The sequence below is a fragment of the Gaiella sp. genome, from assembly GCF_035710885.1.
GTDB lineage: Bacteria > Actinomycetota > Thermoleophilia > Gaiellales > Gaiellaceae > Gaiella.
In genome coordinates this window covers 47,599-68,057 of sequence record NZ_DASTCS010000009.1, presented here as the reverse complement: position 1 = coordinate 68,057, position 20,459 = coordinate 47,599, and the positions used below count along the sequence as shown (strand labels likewise).

Sequence of the window (20,459 nt, the reverse complement as noted above, 5' to 3'; positions counted from 1 at the left end):
GGACACCGATGCCTCGGGGGAGGGTTGGCGGGGCCGCAAGGCCCCGTCGGCCTGTGCGGGCGGCTCCCTGTACGCCCACGACGCGTGCGAGAGGGCCTCATCGGAGCCCGTCGAGGCTTCCAACGTCGTGCGGAGTGAGCTGGAACTCGAAGATCGCCGCGTTCTCGGAGATCCGCTCGGAGTTCGTCGACTTCGGGATCGCGACCACCCGGTGCTCCAGGTGCCAGCGGAGGACGACCTGCGCCGGGGTCACGCCGTGCCTCTCCGCGATCTGGACGAGTCGGGGGGCGCGGAGGTTCATCGTCCTGAGGGGGCTGTACCCCTCGACCTGCACGCCGCGGCTGCGATGGCCCTCCAGCACGTCCCGGTCGAAGAGCGCGGGGCTCCACTCGATCTGGTTGACCGCCGGCAGGCGGCCCGTCGCCCGCTCGAGCTCATCGATCTGACGGAGGCTGTAGTTGCTGACGCCGACCTCGCGCGCGAGGCCCTCCCCCTGGAGCTCGAGAAGCTGCTCCCAGACGTCTGGTCGAGAAGACCCGCCCGGCGGCCAGTGGATCAGCCACAGGTCGACGTGCTCGAATCCCAGCGCGGCGAGGCTCTCCTCCAGGGTCTCCCGTTCTCGCCCCGCGTGACTCTGCGGCAACTTCGTCGTCACGAAGAGCTCCGCCCGAGGCACGCCGCTCTCCGCCACGGCCTGCCCCACCTGCCGTTCGTTCCCGTACATCGTCGCCGTGTCGATGTGCCGATACCCCACCTCGAGCGCGTAGCGGACCGCATCGACGGCGCCGCGGCCCCGCGCCTGCCACGTCCCGAGCCCGAGCAGCGGCATGGTCGCGCCCGACGCGAGCTCCACGTTCCTGTCCGACGACCGATGCTCGCTCATCGCTCCATTCTGGTGGCGCGGCACATGCCGCGGCCGCGCAAGCCTGCGGGGTGACCGGCGAAAGCGCTTGTCAGACGCTCGAGACGAGACGCGCCATTGCGTCGGCCGCCTGAGGCTGCGAGAGGCCCTGCCTGCGCACGAGTGAGCGCCAGGTCTCGAACTCGAGCGCATGCCCGATCGCCGCTCTGACGCTCTTGCGGCGCGGCCACGACCGTGAGACCGCATCGGCCATGGTCGCGAGATGGGCAGGCCTCGGCGCGGCGATCTCCGCCGGGATCACGGAAGCGTCTCGAACCAGGACCGCCAATTCGTCTTCGACGGACTCGTACCACGCGTACATCTCGCCGAGCGCACGGCGAAGGCGGCGCACCGGGTCGTCGATCCCGTCCAGAATCGCGATGTCCGGCAGCGGATGCCTTCCAATCCAGTGCTGCGAGCAGGCGCGGAAGAGTGTGAGCTCGTCGGGGAAATGCGCATAGACGGTGTGCCGCTCGACGCCTGCCCGCTCGGCGATCCCGCTGATCGTCGTCCTAGCGGGGCCGATGCTCGTGTGAAGGTCGACCGCGGCCTCGACGATCCGCTGCCGCGTCTCCGCCTGGCGCCGCGCCCGCTCCTTCAGCTCGTACTTACGATTCATTGCACAGAAGTGTACCGCGAATCTTGACAGGCACAACGTCGGCCCCTATATTCGTTGCACACTACCGTGCAACAAAAGGAGAAGAGACGTGATCGCCTTCGACATGGACGACTTCGAGCTTGCTCCCATGGCGCCCGGCCTGCGGGTCAGCTTCCCGGTCCACAGCGCAACCGGCACCGCCAGCACCGCGACGGTCCTCTTCGAGCTCGATCCGGGCGCCGAGCTCGGCGTTCACACTGACAGTGCGGAAGAGCTCCTGATCATCCTCCAGGGCACGGCCGAGGCGCGCGTCGGCGACGAGGTCGGCCGGCTCGAGAGGCACCAGGTGGGGCTCGTCCCCCCGATGGCGCCGCACGGGCTGCGCAACATCGGCAACGACGTGCTCCGCGTCCTCGGGACGTTCTCCGCCTCGACCGTGGTCTCGACGTTCGAGCATCCGTTCGAGGAGGACGGCCCTCAGGTGCTCGTGATCGGCTCGCCCGTCGCGCTGGCCGGACGGCTGGAGGAGGCGGTGCCTGCCTAGCCCGTGCGAGACGGTCGGCGCGTCAGCGCGCCGGGCCGTCCTGCCGGCGGCGCGGTCGCGTTCCTCTCGACCGACATCGAAAGGGTCCGCACGTCTCCGATACCGACCCTCCCCGCGGAGCACTGGAGCCTGCGCCGCGAGGAGGGTCGCGCGGCACGACGGCGCCGAGCCTCACCGAACGCGCCGAGCCGCGTCCGCGCCGAACGATGCGCGTCGAGTCGAGCACGCATCGCGGCGATTCTCGCGCGTCGGCTCGGTTCTCTCGGCGTTCAGCCCGTGGTCGAGACGATCGCGCCACTGCCGGTGATGCTCTTCGTCACCTCCTGCGGACTGCCGCCGTACATGATCGCGCCGGAGCCCGACACCGACGCGTCGAGGCTCTTCGTGGCCGTGAGCACGATCCGGCCCGAGCCGCTCACCTCTGCGCGCACGTCGCCCGCGATGAGCTGCTCGAGTTGCGCATCGCCGGAGCCTCCGAGGATGACATCGAGCTCGGTCGCGGTCCCGCCCGCGCGGAGGACGCCACTGCCCGGCAGCCTCACCGACAGGCTCGAAGCCTCGATCTCGGTGACCGTGACGACCCCACTGCCGGTGAGGGTCAACGCGTCCAGCGACGGCACGCTGATCGTGACGCTCATCGGGCTCCTGGTCGTGTAGCTACCCGGGATGTTCCCGATCACCAGGCCGCCGTCCTGCACGGTGGTGGTGACGCGGTCGAGGAGGTTGCTGTCGGCGCGAACGACGACCGATTGCTGCTCACCGACGCCGATCGTCACGATGTTGCTGCCGGCAAGCTCGACCGAGCTGAACGGTGGCAGGTCACGCGTCTCCGTCGCGGCGACACCTGATCCCTCCACGCCGGTCGCGCTCGAGGAATCGTCGAACACATCCGAGCCGACCAAGAGCCCAACGGTGCCGCCGACGATCAGGCCGATCGCCAGTGCCGCTAACGCCCACAGGTAGTTGGGCGGCATCCGACGTCCATGGAGTGGTGTGGGGGCGGTAGTCATGGCACCTCCCTTCGAGTGCCCTCGCGGGGAGGCGACCCGAACCCTATGAACCGGGGCCGCATGCGAAGCGACCCGGGGGATCCGGCCCACAGGCTCGAGAGCGGTCTCCCTTCCAGGGGATACCGGGAGCCTCCTACGCGGGACGGCCGCGGCCATCGGGGCGCTCACTGGCGTCGGGTACGGGAAAGCCGCACGACCCAGTCCACGTAGAGGTGCCGGGGTCGGTGAGGCATAGCTCCGACGTGGCCTGGGTACATCCCGACAACCGACAGGAGGACCATGGCCACCGAACACGACAGCCAAGAGGTGCACGACCACCTGGGCGACGAGCCGGTGCAGGCCCCACTCGCCGAGCAGCTCGAGGAGGAGAACCCGGTCGACAGCCCAGCACAGCCGGCGGACGGAGAGAACCGGGCCGACCGTCAGACGACACGGGAACACGCCTCGACCAGCATCGACCCGGAGAGCCGACCGGCCGAGAGCACCGAGGGGCTCACCGTCGGCGGCGCCGAGAAGACACCCTCCGACTGAGCCGCGAGTGACCCGGGCTCTCCAAGCAGGCGGCCGCTGTGCTTAGCGGTGGAAGAGGGAGGCGGCGACGCCCGACGTTCACGGCCTGGCTGTGGCTGGCTGCGGCGGGGGTCGCGTGCTTCGTCGCTGCCGCGGCCGTGATCGCCCGAATCTAGCGACGGCTGGTACCGCGCGCTCCCGCCGCGGGTTGCGCGCACGTCGATCCGAGAAGCGGCTGCGTAGTTCGCAACCGGTGGATCCGGACAAACGCGGATGGCGCCTCGAGCGCCCTGGGTCACATTGGCTTCGAACGTGCGGCGTGCCGGCCGTCCGTCGAGGAGGTGGTCTGAATGACCGCGACGATGACCCGAGAGGCTCCGGTCGAGCTGTCGGCAGTGGAGCCCCTGATCGAGCTTTCGGCGGTGGTGAAGGTCTACCGAACCGGAAAGCTCGAGTACCCGGCCCTGCGTGGGGTCGACCTGTCCATCGACGCCGGCGAGATGGTCGCGGTCGTCGGTCCGTCGGGTAGCGGCAAGTCGACGATCATGAACATGATCACCGGCATCGACCGGCCGACGGACGGGTCGGTGACAGTGGACGGCCAGCAGATCCATCTGCTGAGCGAGGAGCAGCTTGCGGCCTGGCGCGGCCGGAACGTCGGCATCGTGTTCCAGTTCTTCCAACTGCTGCCGACGCTGACTGCGGTCGAGAACGCGATGCTGCCGCTCGACTTCGCGCGCCAAGTCCCAAAGCGTGACCGGCGTGAGATCGCACGCCACAACCTCGAGCTCGTCAGTCTCGGAGACAAGCTCGACCACCTGCCGAGTGAGCTCTCGGGCGGAGAGCAACAGCGGGTCGCGATCGCACGCGCGCTCGCCTCCGACCCGAAGCTGATCATCGGCGACGAGCCGACCGGCAACCTGGACACGCAGACGGCAGCGGAGATGTTCCAGCTGCTGCGGCGTCTCAACGACGAGGGCAAGACCGTGCTCTACGTGACCCACGATCTGGAGCTGGCGGCGCGCGCGGGCCGTGTGGTGACGATCCGCGACGGCCTCGTCGTCGATCAGTGAGGAGGCGGTCATGGCCTCCACACTTCTCAAGAAGTCGATCACCGACCTGACCAGGCGCAAGGCGCGAGCGGTCTTTGCCGTGCTCACGCTTGCGATCGCCGTCGCCAGCATCGGGATCTTCGCGGCCTCGCCTCTGATGGACCGCGCGATGCGGGACGAAGTTCGGGCCAGCCGGCTCGCCGATCTGACGCTTCAGACGAAGCCGCTCGTGGTGACACCGGCACAACTCGCTGCGCTCCGTCGGCTGCCGAACGTCGAGGACGTGCAGGCGCTGAGCGTCGTCCAGACCCGGGTCTGGATCGGCGAGCGTCGCCAGAAGGCGCTCGTCGTCGGCATCCCGGACTACGGGCGCCAGCCGGTCGACCGGGTCACGATCGCGTCCGGGACGGCGCCGCGAGCGGGCACGGTGCTGACGGACGTCCAGAACTCGAGCGGGGGCCGCTACGACGGCGCTCCGGGGGACAGCATCCGCGTCGTCGGTGTCGGCGATCGCACCCACACCCTGCGTGTGAGCGGTGTCGGTCGGAACCTCGAGTGGAGCCAGATGGGGGTGAACGGCGACTTCGTCGTCCTCTACTCCACACCGGCGACGGCTGCGGAGCTGGCGGGCGAGCCTGGATACAGCTTGCTCGCATTCCGGCTCGCCGACGCGGCCACGGCGGCCGCCAACCGCACAGCGGATGACATTCGGGATTACCTGCGCGGCAACACCTCGTTCACGGGCTTCTCCGAGCTGCCGAGCGTGCGCGAGCCCGGTACGTACCCCGGCAAGGAGCTGTTCGACCAGCTCGCGTCGCTGATGAACGTGTTCACGGTGCTCGCGCTGCTCGCGGCGAGCGTGCTCGTGGCGAACACGATGGGGACGCTGATCGGGGAGCAACGCCGTGAAATCGGGATGATGAAGGCGATCGGCGGCACGCGCCGTCAGATCAGGCGCGTCTACCTCGTGACCGCCCTCCTGCTCGGTGGAATCTCGGCAGTGCTGGGGGTCGGCCTCGGGGTGGTGATCTCGAACGCGATCGTGGGCTTCTTCGGCTCGTCGTTCTTCGCCATCTCGCCAGGCTGGGCGGTCAGCGTGCCCGTGGTCGTGGTCAGCCTCGTCCTCGGTCTGGTTGCTCCGCCTCTCATGGCACTCCCCGCCATCCGCCGCGGGACGCGCGTCCCCGTGCGCGAGGCGCTCGAGGAGGTGCCCTCGCTCGGGGGCGGCGCCCGTATCGCCGACAAGGCGCTCCGGCGGGTGACGTTCCTGCCGCGCACGGCACAGATCGGCGTCCGCAGCGTCACTCGACGCGCCCGCCGAACCGTCGCGACGGTCGTGCAGATCGCGCTCGCGGTCGGGACGCTGATCGGCGTGCTGGCGCTCATGAACAGCGTCACGTCCACGACCGAGGCGGCCTGGAACCAGCTCCATTACGACCTCGACCTGAACACGGTCGTGGGGAAGCCCCTGGACGCTCAGGCCCATCGCGTGATCCGGACGACGCCCGGCGTGGCGACGGCGCAGCCGGTGCTCATGAACATGGTGAAGGCGGACGGCAAGGACGCATCGGCGTGGGGGCTCCCGCCGCGGCCGATGTTCGATCGGAAGGTCGTCGACGGGCGGTGGTTCACCCCGGGCGAGGAGACCGAAGGCGCCGCCGTGACGGTGATCGCCAAGAACATCGCCAGGGCGATCGGGGCGGACGTCGGCGACACGGTCACGATCCAGACCGCGTCGGGCCCGGCCAGCCTTCGCATCGTCGGGATGACCGGGACACAGATGCAGAACGGCCTTCTCTTCCTGGCGCCGCTCTCGACGCTCCGGGAGATCCTCGACAGTCCCGACACCGTCAACGCCTACTGGGTGCGCACGACCTCCCTCGACCACGGCCTGATCGACCGAACCACGACGCAGCTGGAGGACCGCCTCGCCGCGGCCGGCTATTCCATCGGCACGAACATCCGCTACGTCGATCAGGCACGGAACGTCGACGCGAACCGCCAGATCAGCTCGGCCATCGGCATCCTCGGCTTCCTGATCGTGGCAATCAGCATGGTCGGGCTCGTCAACGCGATCACGATGAACGTGCTCGAGCGGACGCGGGAGATCGGCGTCCTACGGTGCATCGGGGCACGCGCTCGCGACATCCGGCGGATCTTCGCCGTGGAGGGGCTGACCGTCTCGCTGCTCGGCTGGCTGCTCGGTATCCCGGTCGGCTACGCGCTGGCACGGGTGCTCAACTGGCTGCTGCTCGAGTTCGTCAAGATCGAGTTCGCATTCACCTTCCCGCCGCTGAACGTGCTCATCGCGCTCGTCGGCACGGTGGTGCTCGCGCTGCTCCTCATGCGGATCCCACTCCGGCGTGCGGTTCGCTACAAGCCCGGGGAGGCCCTCCGCTATGCATGAGCCCGCGATCGGGCTGCCGCGCGTCCTCCGGGGCGCGCGGCTCCCGCTCACGCGACACGTCGAGTCGGCTGGCCTCGACGTGCTCCTGTTCTCCGGGGCGACTGCGATCGTGGCCGTGCACGCGATCGTCGACGCGTTCGTCACGCCCGAGCCCGGCACCGGGCCGGAGGAGCACCTGCTGCGAGGGTCGGTGTCGCTCGCGATCCTGGCTCTTGCCGCGGTCGCCTACCCACGCCTGCGCGACGGGGCGCGCGCCGCGCTCGCGGCAGCGCTCGGGGCGCTCGCGCTCGAAGGCGCGGCGCTCGCGATCGCGGACGCCCGTGCGGTCGGCGCCCGGGGAGAGGACTGGACCGGCTTCCTGCTCCTCCCGGTGGGCCTGGTGCTCCTCGCGCTGGCCCTCGTGCTGCTGTGGCGCTCGCGGAAGCCCGGCCGGTTCCGCAACCTCCGCCGCGGCGCGATCGTCATCGCGACCGTCGTTGCGGCATACGTCCTCGTCTCGCCGCTCGCGATCGGCATCCTCGCGACCCACCGTCCCCGTGCGGCGGTCGCTCCGGTAGAGCTCGGACGGCCGTACGAGGAGGTGACGGTGCGAACCGCCGACGGACTCGACCTCGCCGCCTGGTACGTCCCCTCGCGAAACGGCGCCGCCGTGCTCTCGTATCCGACCCGGCAGGGGAGGCTGCCGCAGGCGCGAATGCTCGTCCGGCACGGCTACGGCGTGCTCCTGCTGGACGCGCGCGGCTACGACGGGAGCGAGGGCGACCCCAACCTGCTCGGCTGGGAGGGCGCGAAGGACATCGACGCGGCTGTCGCATGGCTTCGGCGCAGGCCCGATGTCACGGAGGAGCGGATCGGCGGCATCGGCTTCTCGGTCGGCGGCGAGACGATGCTGGAGGCCGCGGCGTCGAACACCGGGCTACGGGCCGTCGTGTCGGAGGGCGCCGGCACGCGCTCGGTCCGGGAGGACGTGCTCCGCGGGCCGCGGGGCTGGCTCGCGCTGCCGCAGGCCGCCCTGCAGACGGCTGCGGTGGCCGTCATGAGCGGTACGGCGCCACCACCCGCACTCGACGACCTGGTGCGGCGCATCGCGCCACGGCCAACGTTCCTGATCTACGCCGGGCACGGCGGCGGCGGCGAGGAGCTGAACGTCGAGTACTTCCGTGCCGCCTCTGCCCCGAAGGTCCTGTGGAGGATCGCCGAGGCGGGGCACGTGGGCGGGCTCGACGCACGCCCGCAGGAGTACGAGCGGCGCGTCACCGGCTTCTTCGACCGGGCGCTGCTCGGAGAGTAAGCGGCCGCGCACCGAGGTTCGGTCGGTTCGACTCCGGCGCCTCGTCGGTGGAGGTCCGGTCGGTGACGCGGCGGTATCGTCGGTGCGTGCTGCCCGTCGCGATCCTCGACCTCGCGCCGATCGTCGTGGGCGGAACGCCCGGGCAGGCGCTGCGCAACTCGTTGGATCTCGCGCAGCACGCGGAGCGACTCGGCTACAGCCGTTACTGGGTCGCCGAGCACCACAACCTGAGCGGGATCGCGAGTGCGGCGACGTCCGTGGTGATCGCCCACATCGCACAGGGAACGCAGGCGATTCGTGTCGGCGCGGGTGGCGTGATGCTGCCGAATCACCCACCGCTCGTGATCGCCGAGCAGTTCGGAACGCTGGAGGCGCTGCACCCGAGCAGGATCGACCTCGGGGTGGGGCGTGCGCCGGGCACCGACCAGTTGACGCTGCAGGCCCTCCGGCAGGATCCGAGTGCCGACTCGTTCCCTCAGGACGTACTGGAGCTGCAGGCACTGCTGGGCGATCCGCGGCCGGGCCAGCGCGTGTTCGCGATCCCGGGTGTGGGATCGCACGTTCCGATCTGGATCCTCGGCTCGAGCCTCTACGGCGCGCAGCTCGCGGCGGCACTGGGGCTCCCCTACGCGTTCGCGTCCCACTTTGCGCCCGAGGCGTTGCTTCCCGCGCTCGATCTGTACCGGGCCCGCTTCCAGCCCTCCGCGCAGCTCCAAGAGCCGTACGCGATGGTCGCCGTGAACGTCGTCGCAGCGGACGACGACGCGACCGCGCGCCAGCTCTTCACCTCCGTGCAACAGTCGTTCACGAACGTGTTCCGGGGCGCTCGCGGCCAGCTGCCGCCACCCGTGGACGACATCGAGGCGTACTGGTCGCCGGACGAGAGAGCGCGCGTCTCGCAGATGCTGAGCCGCTCGTACGTCGGATCGGCGGAGACGGTACGAGAGGGCCTCGAAGGGGTCATTGCGGAGACCGACGCGGACGAGCTCATCGTTGCCGCTGCGATCCATGACCACTCGGCACGGGTGCGCTCATACGAGATTCTCGCGAGCGTCCGGCAGGCACTCCGGCGCTCACGATCGCGACCCGAGCCGGGCGGTGTCAGGTCGCGCTGACGGTCGGGACTCGCGAGCCGTCGGTGACGACGTCGAGCCACGCATCGATCAGCGACGACATCGTCTGGAGCGCCGCGAGGGCGATCAGCTGCTCCTGCTCCCGCTCGAGGGGCAGCGTGTCGAGCACGCGGTGCAGCTCCTCTGCATGGTGGGCGTCGAGCTTCGCGTGCAGGAGGAGCTGTCTGAAGCCGTCCCGCGGGAGGCCCGTCTGCTCGACGAGCCGCTCGACCGTCGGCCCATGCGGGTGGAACCCCTCGAGCGCGAGCAACCCGAGGATCGCCACGGGATGCCGGTGCCAGATCCAGAAGGCGAGGGTGCCGACGAGCGCCGCCATCTTCGGCGGGGGCGGCCCGGTGCGCAACGCGACGGTGTCGATCCCGAGCGCCTCGAGATCGTCGAGCGCGGCGCGTCCGGGCGCCCCGCCATGCAGCTCCTCGGGGATGTGGCGCTCCAGGTAGACCACGAGGCCCGCGGCGACGGCATCCTCGGCGGCCAGCTCCTGGGCACGCCGGAGCGCCGCCTCCATCAGCGGGACCATCGTGAGGGTCACGTAGGAGCCCGCCGCGAGAAAACACGGCGTGAGCTCGCGCGCGTCGGGATCGTCGAGCAGCAACTGTCCCGGCGCCGCGAATGCCGGCGCGGCCAGATCGAGCTTGCGCCGAAGGCGGGCGCTGGCCGTCGGCATGATCGGCTCAGAAGACCATGAACGTCGTCCAGGGCGGCAACTCGCCGGTCGTCCCTTCCCCGAGGCCGTGCCAGGCGCCGGCCGCGTCGAGGCGCTTCTTCATCGCCACGAGGGTCTCGACCTCGTGCCTGGTCAGACCGTCCACGAGACGAGCGAACGGCTCAGGCAGATCCTGCCGGATCAGGCCGTGCTGCGTGAGCTTGTCGAGGTTCGAGCCTCCGTTGGTGGGCATGACACGCCTCCCTTTCCGTCGCCGTCTTCTGCCGCGCCGGCGCCGACATAGCGAGCTCCGCGGCGGCCACTCCCGGGCGTCGATCCTATGCCCCGGCCGGGCATCCGACAAGCACGCCGTCCCGAACCGACACGACCGAGATTGTCAGGCGCGCACGGGGGGTCTACGCTCGTGACGTGCCGACCTGCACGCGTTGCGGCCGCGACAGTGGGGGCGATTTCGCCTTCTGCCCGCATTGCGGCGCGCAGCTCGCCGGCCGGACGCCGGCGCGTGAGCTTCGCAAGACCGTCACCGTCCTCTTCTGCGACGTGGCCGGCTCGACGTCGCTCGGTGAGTCCGTCGACCCCGAGGCGTTGCGCGCGATCCTCCTTCGCTACTACGAGCGGATCAAGGGCATCGTCGAGCAGCACGGCGGCACAGTGGAGAAGTTCGTCGGCGATGCCGTGATGGCGGTGTTCGGGGTGCCGGTCCTGCACGAGGACGATGCATTGCGCGCGGTGCGGTCGGCGTCGGACATCCTGGAGGCGCTCCCCGAGCTCGGCGTCCAGGCGCGGATCGGCGTCAACACCGGCGAGGTGGTGACCGGCACGGAGGAGCGGCTCGCCACGGGCGACGCCGTGAACGTCGCCGCGCGGTTGGAGAAGGCGGCCGAGCCCGGCACGGCGCTGCTCGGCGCCGAGACGGCCCGGCTCCTGCGTGGTGTCGTCGACGTCGAGCCGGTGCCGCCCCTCGAGCTCAAGGGGAAGTCGAAGCCGGTGGCGGCCTACCGCCTGCTCGACATCGGCGAGGAGGCGCCGCGGCGTCTCGACATGCCCATGGTGGGCCGGGAGCGCGAGTTGCGGGCGCTGCGCGACGCGTTCGGCCGGACGGTGGCGGACCGGTCGTGTCAGCTGTTCACGGTTCTCGGCGCTGCGGGCGTCGGCAAGTCGCGCCTTGCGATGGAGTTCTTCACGCGGGTCGGGGCGCGTGTCGTTCGCGGCCGGTGTCTCTCGTACGGCGAGGGAATCACCTATGGCCCCGTGGTCGAGATCGTCAATCAGCTGGGGCCGCTGCCTTCCAACGGCGCAGTCGCCGCTCCGCTCCGTTCGCTCCTGGGCGAGTCGGACGAGCCGACGTCGTCGGAGGAGATCGCGTGGGCGTTCCGCAAGCTGCTCGAGGAGCGGGCGCAGGAGCACCCCGTGGTGTGCGTGCTCGACGACGTCCACTGGGCCGAGGAGAAGCTGCTCGACCTCGTCGAGCATGTCGCAGACCTCAGTCGAGGCGCGCCGATCCTGGTGCTCTGCCTGGCGCGCCCGGAATTCCTCGACCGCCGACCGGGTTGGAGCGGCGGCAAGTGGAACGCGGCGACGGTCCTCCTCGAGCCGCTCGATGCCGACGAGACCGACCGGCTGCTCGACGCGCTCGGCGGCGGCGAGGGGGAGCTGCGTGACCGGATCGCCCGGGCAGCGGAGGGAAACCCGCTCTTCCTCGAGGAGATGGTGGCGCTCGTGCGCGAGTCCGGGGACGCGGACGTGGCTGTCCCACCGACCATCCAGGCGCTCCTGGCCGCACGGCTGGATCAGCTCGACCCGGGTGAACGCAGCGTGCTCGAGCGGGGCGCGGTGGAGGGGCGCGTGTTCCACGTGAGCGCCGTGCGGGCTCTCGACGGAAGTGAGCCACAGCTGCCGGCCCGTCTGATCTCGCTCGTTCGCAAGGAGCTCATCCGGCCGGAGCCCTCTCAGGTGCCCGGGGACGAGGCGTATCGCTTCCGCCACGTCCTCATCTGCGACGCCGCCTACGATGCGCTCCCCAAGGCGGTCCGTGCGGAGTTCCACGAGCAGATCGCAGCCTGGCTCGACGAGCGCGGCTCGGAGCGCGAGGCCGACGACATCGTCGGCCACCACCTCGAGCAAGCCGCCCGGTACAAGCAGGAGCTGGGTCGCCCCGACGCGGCGCTCGCGGTTCGCGCGGGTGAACGGGTCGCGGCGGCCGGACGTCGCGCCCTCTGGCGGGGCGACGACCGTGCAGCCGCGGCTCTCCTCGAGCGCGCACTCGAGCTTCTGCGGCCGACGCGCCTGGACGTCGCGCTCGAGCTCGACCTGGCGAGCGCGCAGGAAACCCCTCAGCAGGCCGCGGCGATCGCAGAGGCCGCGGCCGAGCGGGCCCACGCCACCGGTGACGTACCCGGCGAAGCCGGGGCCCGCGTCATGGTCGCCTTCAACAGGCTGCTGTCCGGCGAGGGATCTCCGGACGAGGTGGACGCCTGCGTGAACGAGGCGTTGCCGCTGCTCGGCGAGGCGGGGGATCACGCCTGTCTGAGCCACGTGTGGGCTGCCTTCGGATGGGGCGTGGCCAGCGTACGCGGCCAGTACGCCGAATGGACGCGCGCCGCCGGCGAGGCGCTCCGTCATGCCCGGCTCGCCGGTCAGCGCCCGACGCATCTCTTCTTCCTCGAGGTCGCCCTCGTCGTCGGGCCGATGCCGGCCGACGAGGCGCTGGAGACGCTGGACGCGGCACTGGAGGACGCGCCACACGCGTCGGCGCTGGTGGTTCGATCCGACCTCCTGGCGATGCTCGGCCGCTTCGAGGAGGCATGGCCGAGCGCGCGCGACGCGAGCGATCGGCTCCGGGAGCTCGCCGCAGGCCCGCAGGGAGCCGGGGAGTACACCCTTGCGGAGATCGCGGGGCTGGAGGGGAACTACGCCCTGGCGGCGCAGTACATGCAGGACTACTGCGACTTCCTGTCCGAGCACGGCCAGCACGCGCTGCTCTCGACCTTCGCCCCCTGGCTCGGGCGCTTCCTGTGCGCCCTCGGCCGCTTCGACGATGCGGAGCCGCGCGCAGAGACGGGACGCGAGCTCGGAGACGAGCACGATGTGCTCTCACAGTCACTGTGGCGCCAGGTGCAGGCACGCGTCGACTCGCACCGGGGGCGCCGCGAGAAGGCGGAGGCTCTCGCGCGCGAGGCCGTTGCGATGATCGAGCAGACCGACGCCCTCAACTTCCAGGGCGCAGCGCTCTCCGACCTCGCCGAGGTGCTGGTCGACGCGGGTCGCCTGGACGAGGCCGTCGCCACGCTCGGAGAGGCCCTCGAGCGGTACGAGCGAAAGCGAAACGCCTCCGCGGCCGGCCAGGTCCGCGCGCGCCTCGAGGCGTTGACCGGCAACAGCCTGCCGGTCTGACGTGGCCGGCCGCCACCTCGGAGCGGGCTGACTCCGAGGTGGCTCCGGGCCCTCGCCTGCGCGCTCAGCTCACATCGTCCCGCCGCGGTGCGGGCCCTCCGACCAGAGAGCGGACGGAGGGCCGCCGAACCGGCGTAGCCCGTGCTGCGGCATCTCGCCGTTCACCATGTCGGTGTACCGCGCCTCGGCGTTCTCGAGGATCTCGTCCGCCTGCGCCCGCGTGAGGCGCCCGGACGAGACCGCCTCGGCCAGTTCCTTCTTCTCGTCGGCCAGGAGCGCCGCCACGAGCCCGTCGACGGTCTTGCCCTCTTCCTTCGCGACCTCGGCGAGCGTCTTGCCCTCGGACAGCTCCGCCCGCAGTTCCGCCTCGGTGAGGCCGAGATACGTCGCCGCCGCATCCAGGTGGCCGAAGCCGTGCCCGCCCGGGCCGCCGTGGTGACCGAGGCGGAAGCCGCCTCCGCCGAGCAGGGGAAAGTCCTGCGACTCGATCCGCGCCTTCAGGGCCTCGCCCTGCTCCTCCGTGAGCGACCCGGCCGCGACCGCCGCGTCGACACGGTTCTCGAGCGCCGTCTTCAGCGCGTCGCTCAGCTTGTCCGCGTCGACGCCGAGTTGCTCGGCGGCATCCTCGACGACCGCCTTGCCCTCTTCCTCCGGCGTGCCGAGGCCGTTGGCGGCGAGCGCGGCCCCACCTCCGGCGACGGCCAGCGCCGCCGCACCTACCGAGATCATTGCGCGCTTCACGCGTTCTCCTTCCGATCGGGTTGCCTGCCTGCCGACCCATTCAGCCCCACGCCGCTGAGAACACGCTGAGACGCGACTGGGAATCCGGCGAGAGCCACTCCCTCCCGGACCACCCCTCCGGTGCTCGTCCACACAGCGCGGCAGCCGATTCGCGAATCAGTAGTGATCCACAGGAGGTCGGCGCGATCTCCCGATGCCGCCGGCTGCGGCCCGCGCAATGCTCGGCTCGAGGATCGCGGCAGTACAGGTGAGGCGATCTCGAGGAGCGGGTAACCGTGCTTTCGGTGACGCAGACTGCGGACGGACGTGGCACACGGGGGCAGCTCGCGACCGACGCAGTCGGCAGAACACGCACGGCGCGGCCGGACGTTCGCGGCCTCGAGCTGATCGACCTCCGAAAGGGCTTCGACGAGGTCGTGGCGCTCGACGGGCTGAGCCTTGCGGTGAAGCCCGGCCGTATGGTCGGGTTCCTGGGCCCGAACGGCGCGGGCAAGACCACGGCGATGCGCAGCGTCTTCGAGCTCGTGGAGCTGGACACCGGGGAGGTGCTCTGGGACGGGCGGCCCGTCGGCCTGGCCGAGCGGCTCGAGTTCGGCTACATGCCGGAGGAGCGGGGCCTGTACCCGCGGATGCAGGTCGGCGAGCAGATCGAGTACTTCGGACGCCTGCACGGGCTCGACGCGGGCCGGGCGCGCGCCGCGTCAGCCCGCTGGCTCGAGCGGCTCGGCCTGGAGGATCGCGCTCGCGCGAAGGTCGAGGAGCTCTCGCACGGCACCCAGCAGCGCGCGCAGCTCGCGGCAGCGCTGGTGCACGAGCCGAAGCTCCTCGTCCTCGACGAGCCGTTCGCAGGGCTCGACCCCGTGGCGGTGCTCACGCTCGCAGAGGTGCTCCGGAGCGAGGCGGAGCGCGGCGCCGCCGTCCTCTTCTCCAGTCATCAGCTCGAGCTCGTGGAGGACATCTGCGAGGAGGTCGCGATCGTCGACCACGGGCGCATCGTCGCCACCGGGGACGTCGACGGCTTACGACGTGCCTCGCAGCATCGGCGGATCGAGCTGCAGCTCGACGACGCGCCGCCGGGGTGGCTGCCGGACGTCTCGGGCGTCGAGCTCGTCGAGCGGCGCAACGGGAGCGTGCGTCTGTCGGCCGGCCGGGAAGTCGACCCGGAGCAGCTGCTCGCGGCAGCGGAGCGGGCGGGGCGGGTGGTCGCCTTCAGCTACGGCCCGCCCTCGCTCGCCGAGCTCTTCGTCGAGCTGGTGGCGCCATGAGCGGGCGCACTGCGATCGCGCTCATCGCCTGGCGGGAGATCCGCGAGCGCACGCGCAGCAAGGCGTTCCTCGCCTCGACGCTCGTCCTGCTTGCGCTCGTGGGTGGATCGGCCGTCCTCGGGCGGATGTTCGACCCCACGACGACCTACCGCGTCGCAGTGGCCGAGCCGGCGCCCCCCGGGCTCGGCGCCGCGCTCCAGCACGCGGCCGAGCCGTTCGACGACGCGAAGGTGCAACTTCGGGTCGTGGCGTCACCGGCGGCCGGGCGCCAGGCGCTCGAGGCCGAGGAGGTCGATGCGCTGCTCCTCCTCTCCGACGACCGGCTCGTCTTCCGGGCCAACGTCGATGCGAAGGCGGCGGCGGTCGCGGACGCGGCGGTGCGGGCGCACAGACGCCAACTGCCGCCCGCCCCCGAGCTGGCGATCACGACGCTGCACCCTCCCGACGAGGAGACCACCGACGCCGCGATCCTGGTGGCCTACGTCGGGTCCCTGCTCCTCCTCACGTCACTCGCGTTCTACGGCCAGTGGGTCGTCACCGGCGTCGTGGAGGAGAAGAACAACCGCGTCGTGGAGCTGATCCTGTCGACGGTGCGCCCGCGCCACCTGCTCGCCGGGAAGGTGATCGGGATCGGCCTCCTGGGATTCGCCCAGCTGGCGCTCGTGGCCGGGCTCGCCGCGGCGCTGCTCGTCTCGGGGGTCTTCGACGCGCCGGCCGAGCTCGGCGGCGACGTCGCCCTCGTCATCCCCTGGTTCGCGCTCGGGTTCGCGCTCTACGCGGTGGCCTATGCGGCCGCAGGCGCGCTGGCCTCGCGGCAGCAGAACGCGGACACGGCAGGGCAGCCCGTCACGTACACGCTGCTCGGCGTGTACTTCGCCGGGTACGTCGCCCTCTCGAGCGCCCCCGACGGCCTTCTCGCGCACGCGCTCACGGTCTTCCCGGTGAGCGCGCCCCTCGTCCTTCCCGCCCGCAGCGCACTCGTCGGCGTGCCACTCTGGGAGCACGCGCTCGCGCTCGTCCTCGTCATCGCCTCGATCTACGCGCTCGTCCGCTTCGCCGGGCGCGTCTACGCCCAGGGTCTCCTCCACGGCGGCTCTCGCCTCGGCGTCCGCGCGGCCTGGCGCCTCACACAGCAGCGCTGACCCGAGGCTCGGAGGGCGCCCGTCAGGTCGTCAGGACGTGCTCTGCTTCCGCCAGCTCGTGAGGTCGTACTTGCGGTTGAGCTCTCTCAGGACCACCCGGGCGATCATGTCCCCGCCCTCACGCTCGAAGTGGACGCCGTCGTCGGCGCGCACCTCGACGAGCCCGCCGCTCCCGTTCGGGAGGAACTGCGTGTAGCCGCCGTCGTCGCCCGCGAACATGGTGTACGTGTCGATGAAGGCGGCGCGCCCCTCGCGCTTGCGCGCCTCCCTCTGCACGACGGCGTTGACGACGTCGAAGCGTTGCGTCTGCTCCGGCGATCGCGTCTGCGGGAGCCCGATCCAGATCACGAACCCGCCGGCACGGTTGATCGCGTCCATCAGCCCGCCAACACGGCGTCCGTACTCCCGCCGCCACACCGACCCGCCGAACGCGTCGATCGAGACCCCTTCGGGCAACCCGGTCATGTACGCCTTGTCGTCGTTGCCGCCGAACCCGAGCACGACCGCTTTCGGTCGCAGCTCCTTCATCTTCTTCCTGATCTCGTCGAACCAGTTCACGACGTCCGGGCGCGTGAGGCCGGTCGCCACCCTGCCGTCGACACCGCCGACCGACTCGATCGCCGGGCTCCCGCCGGCGGCCCGGACGATCGCGTAGCCGGGGGTGATGATCAGCGAGTCGCCGGCGACCCACAGGCGGAGCTTCTTCTTCGGGGAGAAAGCGACCTTCGCCGGCGCCTTCGGTGTCGTGGGATTCCCGGGGCTGCCGGGCGGCGGAGCCGGCGGCGAGGCGGGCGCGGGCGCCGCGGGGAGTCCGATGTCCGTGTCGATCTCGTCGGCCCCCGACCGACCGATGACCGCCTGGACGCCCTTCCGCGGCCGGTCGAGGAGAAGGGCGTGGCTCACGTCGGCGAGCGGGCCCGTGAAGGCGAGCGCGACGTCACGCTGCCAGCCGTCGGGCTTGTTGTAGGCCGACTTGTGGACGCCCGGCGCGTTGAGCAGCACTCCGATCGCGAGGGCCAGGACGGAGACGATCAAGGCATGGCCTGCGCTCCACTGCCGCCGCCGTGGCCGCTCACCGTCGCCGCCCGCCCGCCTGCGCTCCTCCCGCGGCGGAGCCGACGGAGGCGGTGGAGGCGCGGGCGGCGCGTGCTCGAGCGTCCGCGTCTCGTCGTCCGGGAGCGGAGGCAGGGGTGGCAGCGGTGGAAGGTCGCGCGGCGGGTCGGCCATCAGAACTGGAAGTAGATGAAGGGTGCCACGCCTTCCGGCCCCATCACGCTCGTGAGCATCAACGACAGCGCGAGCACGGTCGCCTGGCCCAGCACCGGCAAGCGGGAGAAGCGCGCCATCACGACCCGCGGGAAACGCGCGGGGAGGTACTGCGAGCCGATCCCCACCAGGATCGCGAGCAGGACGCCACTCGTGACGAGCGGTGAGGCTTCGCCCCAGCCGGTGAACAGCCCCTCGATCATGTCCCAGGCGGCGCCGAACGAGTCCGCACGGAAGAAGATCCACGCGAGGCAGACGAAGTGGAACGTGATCACACGCGCCCGCCAGCGCCCCCACCCGGTCGGCGCGCTCGCGGGCAGGCCGCGGCGGTCGGCCCGCCAGCGTTCCCCCACGAGAGCGATTCCATGGAGGCCGCCCCACACGACGAACGTCCAGGCGGCGCCGTGCCAGAGGCCCCCGATCAGCATCGTGAGGAGGAGGTTGCGGTACGTCAGGATCGTCCCGCCGCGGTTGCCGCCGAGCGGGATGTAGACGTAGTCGCGCAGCCAGCGGGAGAGAGTCATGTGCCAGCGCCGCCAGAAGTCCTGCACGGACACGGCCGCGTACGGCGAGTCGAAGTTCTGCGGGAATGTGAAGCCGAGGAGAAGCGCGATGCCGATCGCGATGTCCGTATAGCCGGAGAAGTCCGCGTAGATCTGGACCGCGTACGCGTAGACGGCGATCAGGATCTCGAGCGACGAGTGCTGGCCGGGAGCCGCGAACACCTCGTCGACGATCGAGGAGGCGAGGTAGTTGGCGATCACGACCTTCTTGAAGAGGCCGGTGGCGATCAGGTAGAACGCGCGGCTCGTGTCCACCCGCCGCGGGTTGCGCGGCGTGTCGATCTGTGGGATCAGCTCGGAGGGCCGCACGATCGGCCCGGCCACGAGATGCGGGAAGAACGAGAGGTACACGGCGAACTTCTCGAGGGTCGTCGGCTCGAAGTCGCCGCGGTAGGCGTCCACCACGTAGCTGATCGCCATGAACGTGAAGAACGAGATCCCGACGGGGAGGACGATCGACTTCAGCCCGAGCGGCATGTCGAGCCCGACGGTCGACGCGAGGTTGTCCGTCGAGGAGACGAAGAAGTCGTAGTACTTGAAGTAGCCCAGGACGCCGAGGTTCCCCGCGAGCGCGAGGACGAGCAGGGCCTTTCGCTGGGACGGTACGCGCGAGCGCCAGATGCGCACGGCCAGGATCTGGTTCCAGAGCGTGCAGCCTGCGAGCAGCAGCACGAAGCGCCAGTCCCACCAGCTGTAGAAGACGTAGCTCGCGACGATGATGAACGGCCGCCAGCGGTGCGGCCAGGGCATCGTCAGCCACGAGAGCGGCAGGACGATCAGGAAGAAGATCGCGAAGGTTGCGGTCGGGAAGAGCACCCGGGGCGGAAGCCTACGGGCCTCCTTTTTCGCAAGGTGGGGATCGCCGAGCGGATCACCACCGCTCGGATCCCCGCCTACGGGAGGGCAGATCCCTGAAGGCCGCCGCTGTCGCTGCGGCAACGACCGGTTCCGGCCGGCGTCTCCGGTGCGCGGCCGGCGCGCCGGACAGGCTCCCGACGCCTAGACCGCGGGGCGGTGCTCGATCGTCTCTTCCGCCTCGTCGACCGGCGGCGGCAGCCTCGTCACTTCGGTCACGGAGTCCGTCGCCCCGGGCTCGAGCAGCGTGTGCTCGACCGGTGGGCTGAACCAGGCGGGATCGGCGCCGGCCGGAGTCGCGGGTGCCGGGGCATAGGCGATGTACTCCTGCCGGAGGTCGGCGCGGGACGCGGCCCACTCGATCAGCGCCACCAGCACCCAGGCGCCCACCATGACGCCCGCGATCGCGACGGGATCGAGATCGGCGATCGCCGCGGCCGCCGCGGCCGCCGCCAGGAACAGGGCTTCGAGCACGAGGCGCGGCAGCTGCGGCCGGCGTCGCACGGGAGCGTCGACAGCGCCGACCCATGCGTAGCTGGCGGCTGACGGCGGCAGGTCGCCGGGCGCGGGCGGGAGCCCGCTCGTGGCGCCGAGCCGCTTCACCTCGTCGTGGAGAGACGTGACCTGCTCCTCGAGCCGCGTCAGGGCATCCGCGACGTCGTCGGGCTGCGGCTGCTCGGTCACGGGCGAGGCTCCTGCGCCTCCGCCTCCGCCGGGGCCGACGACTCCATCGCGCCCATCGCCTCCTGGGCCTTGGCGTGCACACGCGCGCGCCGCTCCTCGAGCGTCTCGGTCGGCGCCTCGGCCGGCGCTGCGCCGGGCGTCGCGGCCGTGACCCCAGGCGCGTCGCGTGACTCCGAGAGCTTGCGGCGCAACTCGTCCGCAGGGTCGGGAGCCGGCGCTGGCAGAGCCGCCGTCTCGCGCCGGGCGGCCCGCTCGCGCCGTGCGAGCAGGCGCGCGAGCGCTGCGATGCCCACGAGCCCTGCCATCCAGCCGAAGAGCCTTCGCACGGCGGCATCGTACCGCCAGGGCGCTGCTACCCTTCCGCGGCTTCCTGCCACGCCGCGCGCCGCCGATCCCGGGCGTCGCACGACCCGGCGCGGCCGATTCAGACCGAAGGA

At 71.1% G+C, this 20,459-nt stretch carries 19 protein-coding genes; 9 read left to right on the top strand and 10 right to left on the bottom strand.

The window, feature by feature from the left end; translation table 11 throughout:
- Positions 1-97: 97 nt before the first annotated feature.
- Together VFO26_RS02565 and VFO26_RS02560 are read right to left on the bottom strand one after the other, a co-directional pair.
- Positions 98-883, bottom strand: a complete 786-nt coding sequence (locus VFO26_RS02565) for an aldo/keto reductase (RefSeq protein ID WP_325113311.1) — start codon at positions 881-883, stop codon at positions 98-100.
- Positions 884-953: 70 nt separating this feature from the next.
- Positions 954-1,520, bottom strand: a complete 567-nt coding sequence (locus VFO26_RS02560; RefSeq protein ID WP_325113310.1) for a TetR/AcrR family transcriptional regulator — start codon at positions 1,518-1,520, stop codon at positions 954-956.
- 88 nt (positions 1,521-1,608) lie between these two features.
- Here VFO26_RS02560 and VFO26_RS02555 point away from each other — a divergent pair, with 88 nt between their 5' ends.
- Positions 1,609-2,043 (top strand): cupin domain-containing protein, encoded by a 435-nt coding sequence (locus tag VFO26_RS02555; protein WP_325113309.1) that lies wholly within the window; start codon positions 1,609-1,611, stop codon positions 2,041-2,043.
- A 269-nt stretch (positions 2,044-2,312) separates the two neighbouring features.
- Here the strand turns inward: VFO26_RS02555 and VFO26_RS02550 are convergent, their stop codons facing one another.
- Positions 2,313-3,053, bottom strand: coding sequence for a head GIN domain-containing protein (locus VFO26_RS02550; RefSeq protein ID WP_325113308.1), 741 nt, complete (start codon positions 3,051-3,053; stop codon positions 2,313-2,315).
- A gap of 279 nt (positions 3,054-3,332) precedes the next feature.
- Here VFO26_RS02550 and VFO26_RS02545 point away from each other — a divergent pair, with 279 nt between their 5' ends.
- The 5 genes from VFO26_RS02545 to VFO26_RS02525 all read left to right on the top strand — a co-directional run bounded on the left by VFO26_RS02545 (position 3,333) and on the right by VFO26_RS02525 (position 9,428).
- Positions 3,333-3,584, top strand: coding sequence for a hypothetical protein (locus VFO26_RS02545; RefSeq protein WP_325113307.1), 252 nt, complete (start codon positions 3,333-3,335; stop codon positions 3,582-3,584).
- A gap of 329 nt (positions 3,585-3,913) precedes the next feature.
- Positions 3,914-4,636: an ABC transporter ATP-binding protein gene (locus VFO26_RS02540; protein ID WP_325113306.1), complete on the top strand. Its 723-nt coding sequence runs from the start codon at positions 3,914-3,916 to the stop codon at positions 4,634-4,636.
- 10 nt (positions 4,637-4,646) lie between these two features.
- Entirely contained in the window at positions 4,647-7,022 is a 2,376-nt protein-coding gene (locus VFO26_RS02535; RefSeq protein WP_325113305.1) for an FtsX-like permease family protein, read from the top strand.
- Positions 7,015-8,313 (top strand): alpha/beta hydrolase, encoded by a 1,299-nt coding sequence (locus VFO26_RS02530; RefSeq protein WP_325113304.1) that lies wholly within the window; start codon positions 7,015-7,017, stop codon positions 8,311-8,313. Before VFO26_RS02535 ends, VFO26_RS02530 begins: the two co-directional genes overlap by 8 nt.
- 86 nt (positions 8,314-8,399) lie before the next feature.
- A complete protein-coding gene (locus tag VFO26_RS02525) occupies positions 8,400-9,428 on the top strand; it encodes an LLM class flavin-dependent oxidoreductase (protein WP_325113303.1) in 1,029 nt (342 codons plus the stop codon).
- Here VFO26_RS02525 and VFO26_RS02520 read toward each other — a convergent pair.
- Positions 9,415-10,113: an iron-containing redox enzyme family protein gene (locus VFO26_RS02520; RefSeq protein WP_325113302.1), complete on the bottom strand. Its 699-nt coding sequence runs from the start codon at positions 10,111-10,113 to the stop codon at positions 9,415-9,417. The genes VFO26_RS02525 and VFO26_RS02520 overlap by 14 nt on opposite strands.
- 7 nt (positions 10,114-10,120) lie before the next feature.
- A complete protein-coding gene (locus VFO26_RS02515; RefSeq protein WP_325113301.1) occupies positions 10,121-10,345 on the bottom strand; it encodes an aroma-sacti cluster domain-containing protein in 225 nt (74 codons plus the stop codon).
- 176 nt (positions 10,346-10,521) lie between these two features.
- On the opposite strand from VFO26_RS02515, the gene VFO26_RS02510 reads away from it, so the two are divergent.
- Positions 10,522-13,506: an AAA family ATPase gene (locus VFO26_RS02510; protein ID WP_325113300.1), complete on the top strand. Its 2,985-nt coding sequence runs from the start codon at positions 10,522-10,524 to the stop codon at positions 13,504-13,506.
- Between the two features lie 69 nt (positions 13,507-13,575).
- Here VFO26_RS02510 and VFO26_RS02505 read toward each other — a convergent pair whose 3' ends face one another.
- Positions 13,576-14,247 (bottom strand): hypothetical protein, encoded by a 672-nt coding sequence (locus VFO26_RS02505; RefSeq protein WP_325113299.1) that lies wholly within the window; start codon positions 14,245-14,247, stop codon positions 13,576-13,578.
- A 275-nt stretch (positions 14,248-14,522) separates the two neighbouring features.
- Here VFO26_RS02505 and VFO26_RS02500 point away from each other — a divergent pair, with 275 nt between their 5' ends.
- Complete coding sequence (locus VFO26_RS02500) at positions 14,523-15,512, top strand: ABC transporter ATP-binding protein (protein ID WP_325113298.1); 990 nt, start codon at positions 14,523-14,525, stop codon at positions 15,510-15,512.
- Positions 15,509-16,654 carry an ABC transporter permease gene (locus tag VFO26_RS02495; protein ID WP_325113297.1) on the top strand — a complete coding sequence of 382 codons (1,146 nt, stop codon included), beginning with the start codon at positions 15,509-15,511 and terminating at the stop codon, positions 16,652-16,654. The genes VFO26_RS02500 and VFO26_RS02495 overlap by 4 nt, the downstream gene beginning before the upstream one ends.
- A 30-nt stretch (positions 16,655-16,684) precedes the next feature.
- Here VFO26_RS02495 and VFO26_RS02490 read toward each other — a convergent pair whose 3' ends face one another.
- From VFO26_RS02490 to VFO26_RS02475, 4 genes are all read right to left on the bottom strand, one after another.
- The gene (locus tag VFO26_RS02490) at positions 16,685-17,881 is read right to left on the bottom strand and encodes a DUF459 domain-containing protein (protein ID WP_325113296.1); all 1,197 of its coding nucleotides are present in this window, start codon (positions 17,879-17,881) and stop codon (positions 16,685-16,687) included.
- Complete coding sequence (locus VFO26_RS02485; RefSeq protein WP_325113295.1) at positions 17,881-19,299, bottom strand: MBOAT family protein; 1,419 nt, start codon at positions 19,297-19,299, stop codon at positions 17,881-17,883. The genes VFO26_RS02490 and VFO26_RS02485 overlap by 1 nt, the downstream gene beginning before the upstream one ends.
- Before the next feature lie 183 nt (positions 19,300-19,482).
- On the bottom strand, positions 19,483-20,022 hold the full coding sequence (locus VFO26_RS02480) for a hypothetical protein (RefSeq protein ID WP_325113294.1): 540 nt from the start codon (positions 20,020-20,022) through the stop codon (positions 19,483-19,485).
- The gene (locus VFO26_RS02475) at positions 20,019-20,348 is read right to left on the bottom strand and encodes a hypothetical protein (RefSeq protein WP_325113293.1); all 330 of its coding nucleotides are present in this window, start codon (positions 20,346-20,348) and stop codon (positions 20,019-20,021) included. The genes VFO26_RS02480 and VFO26_RS02475 overlap by 4 nt, the downstream gene beginning before the upstream one ends.
- Positions 20,349-20,459: the final 111 nt, after the last annotated feature.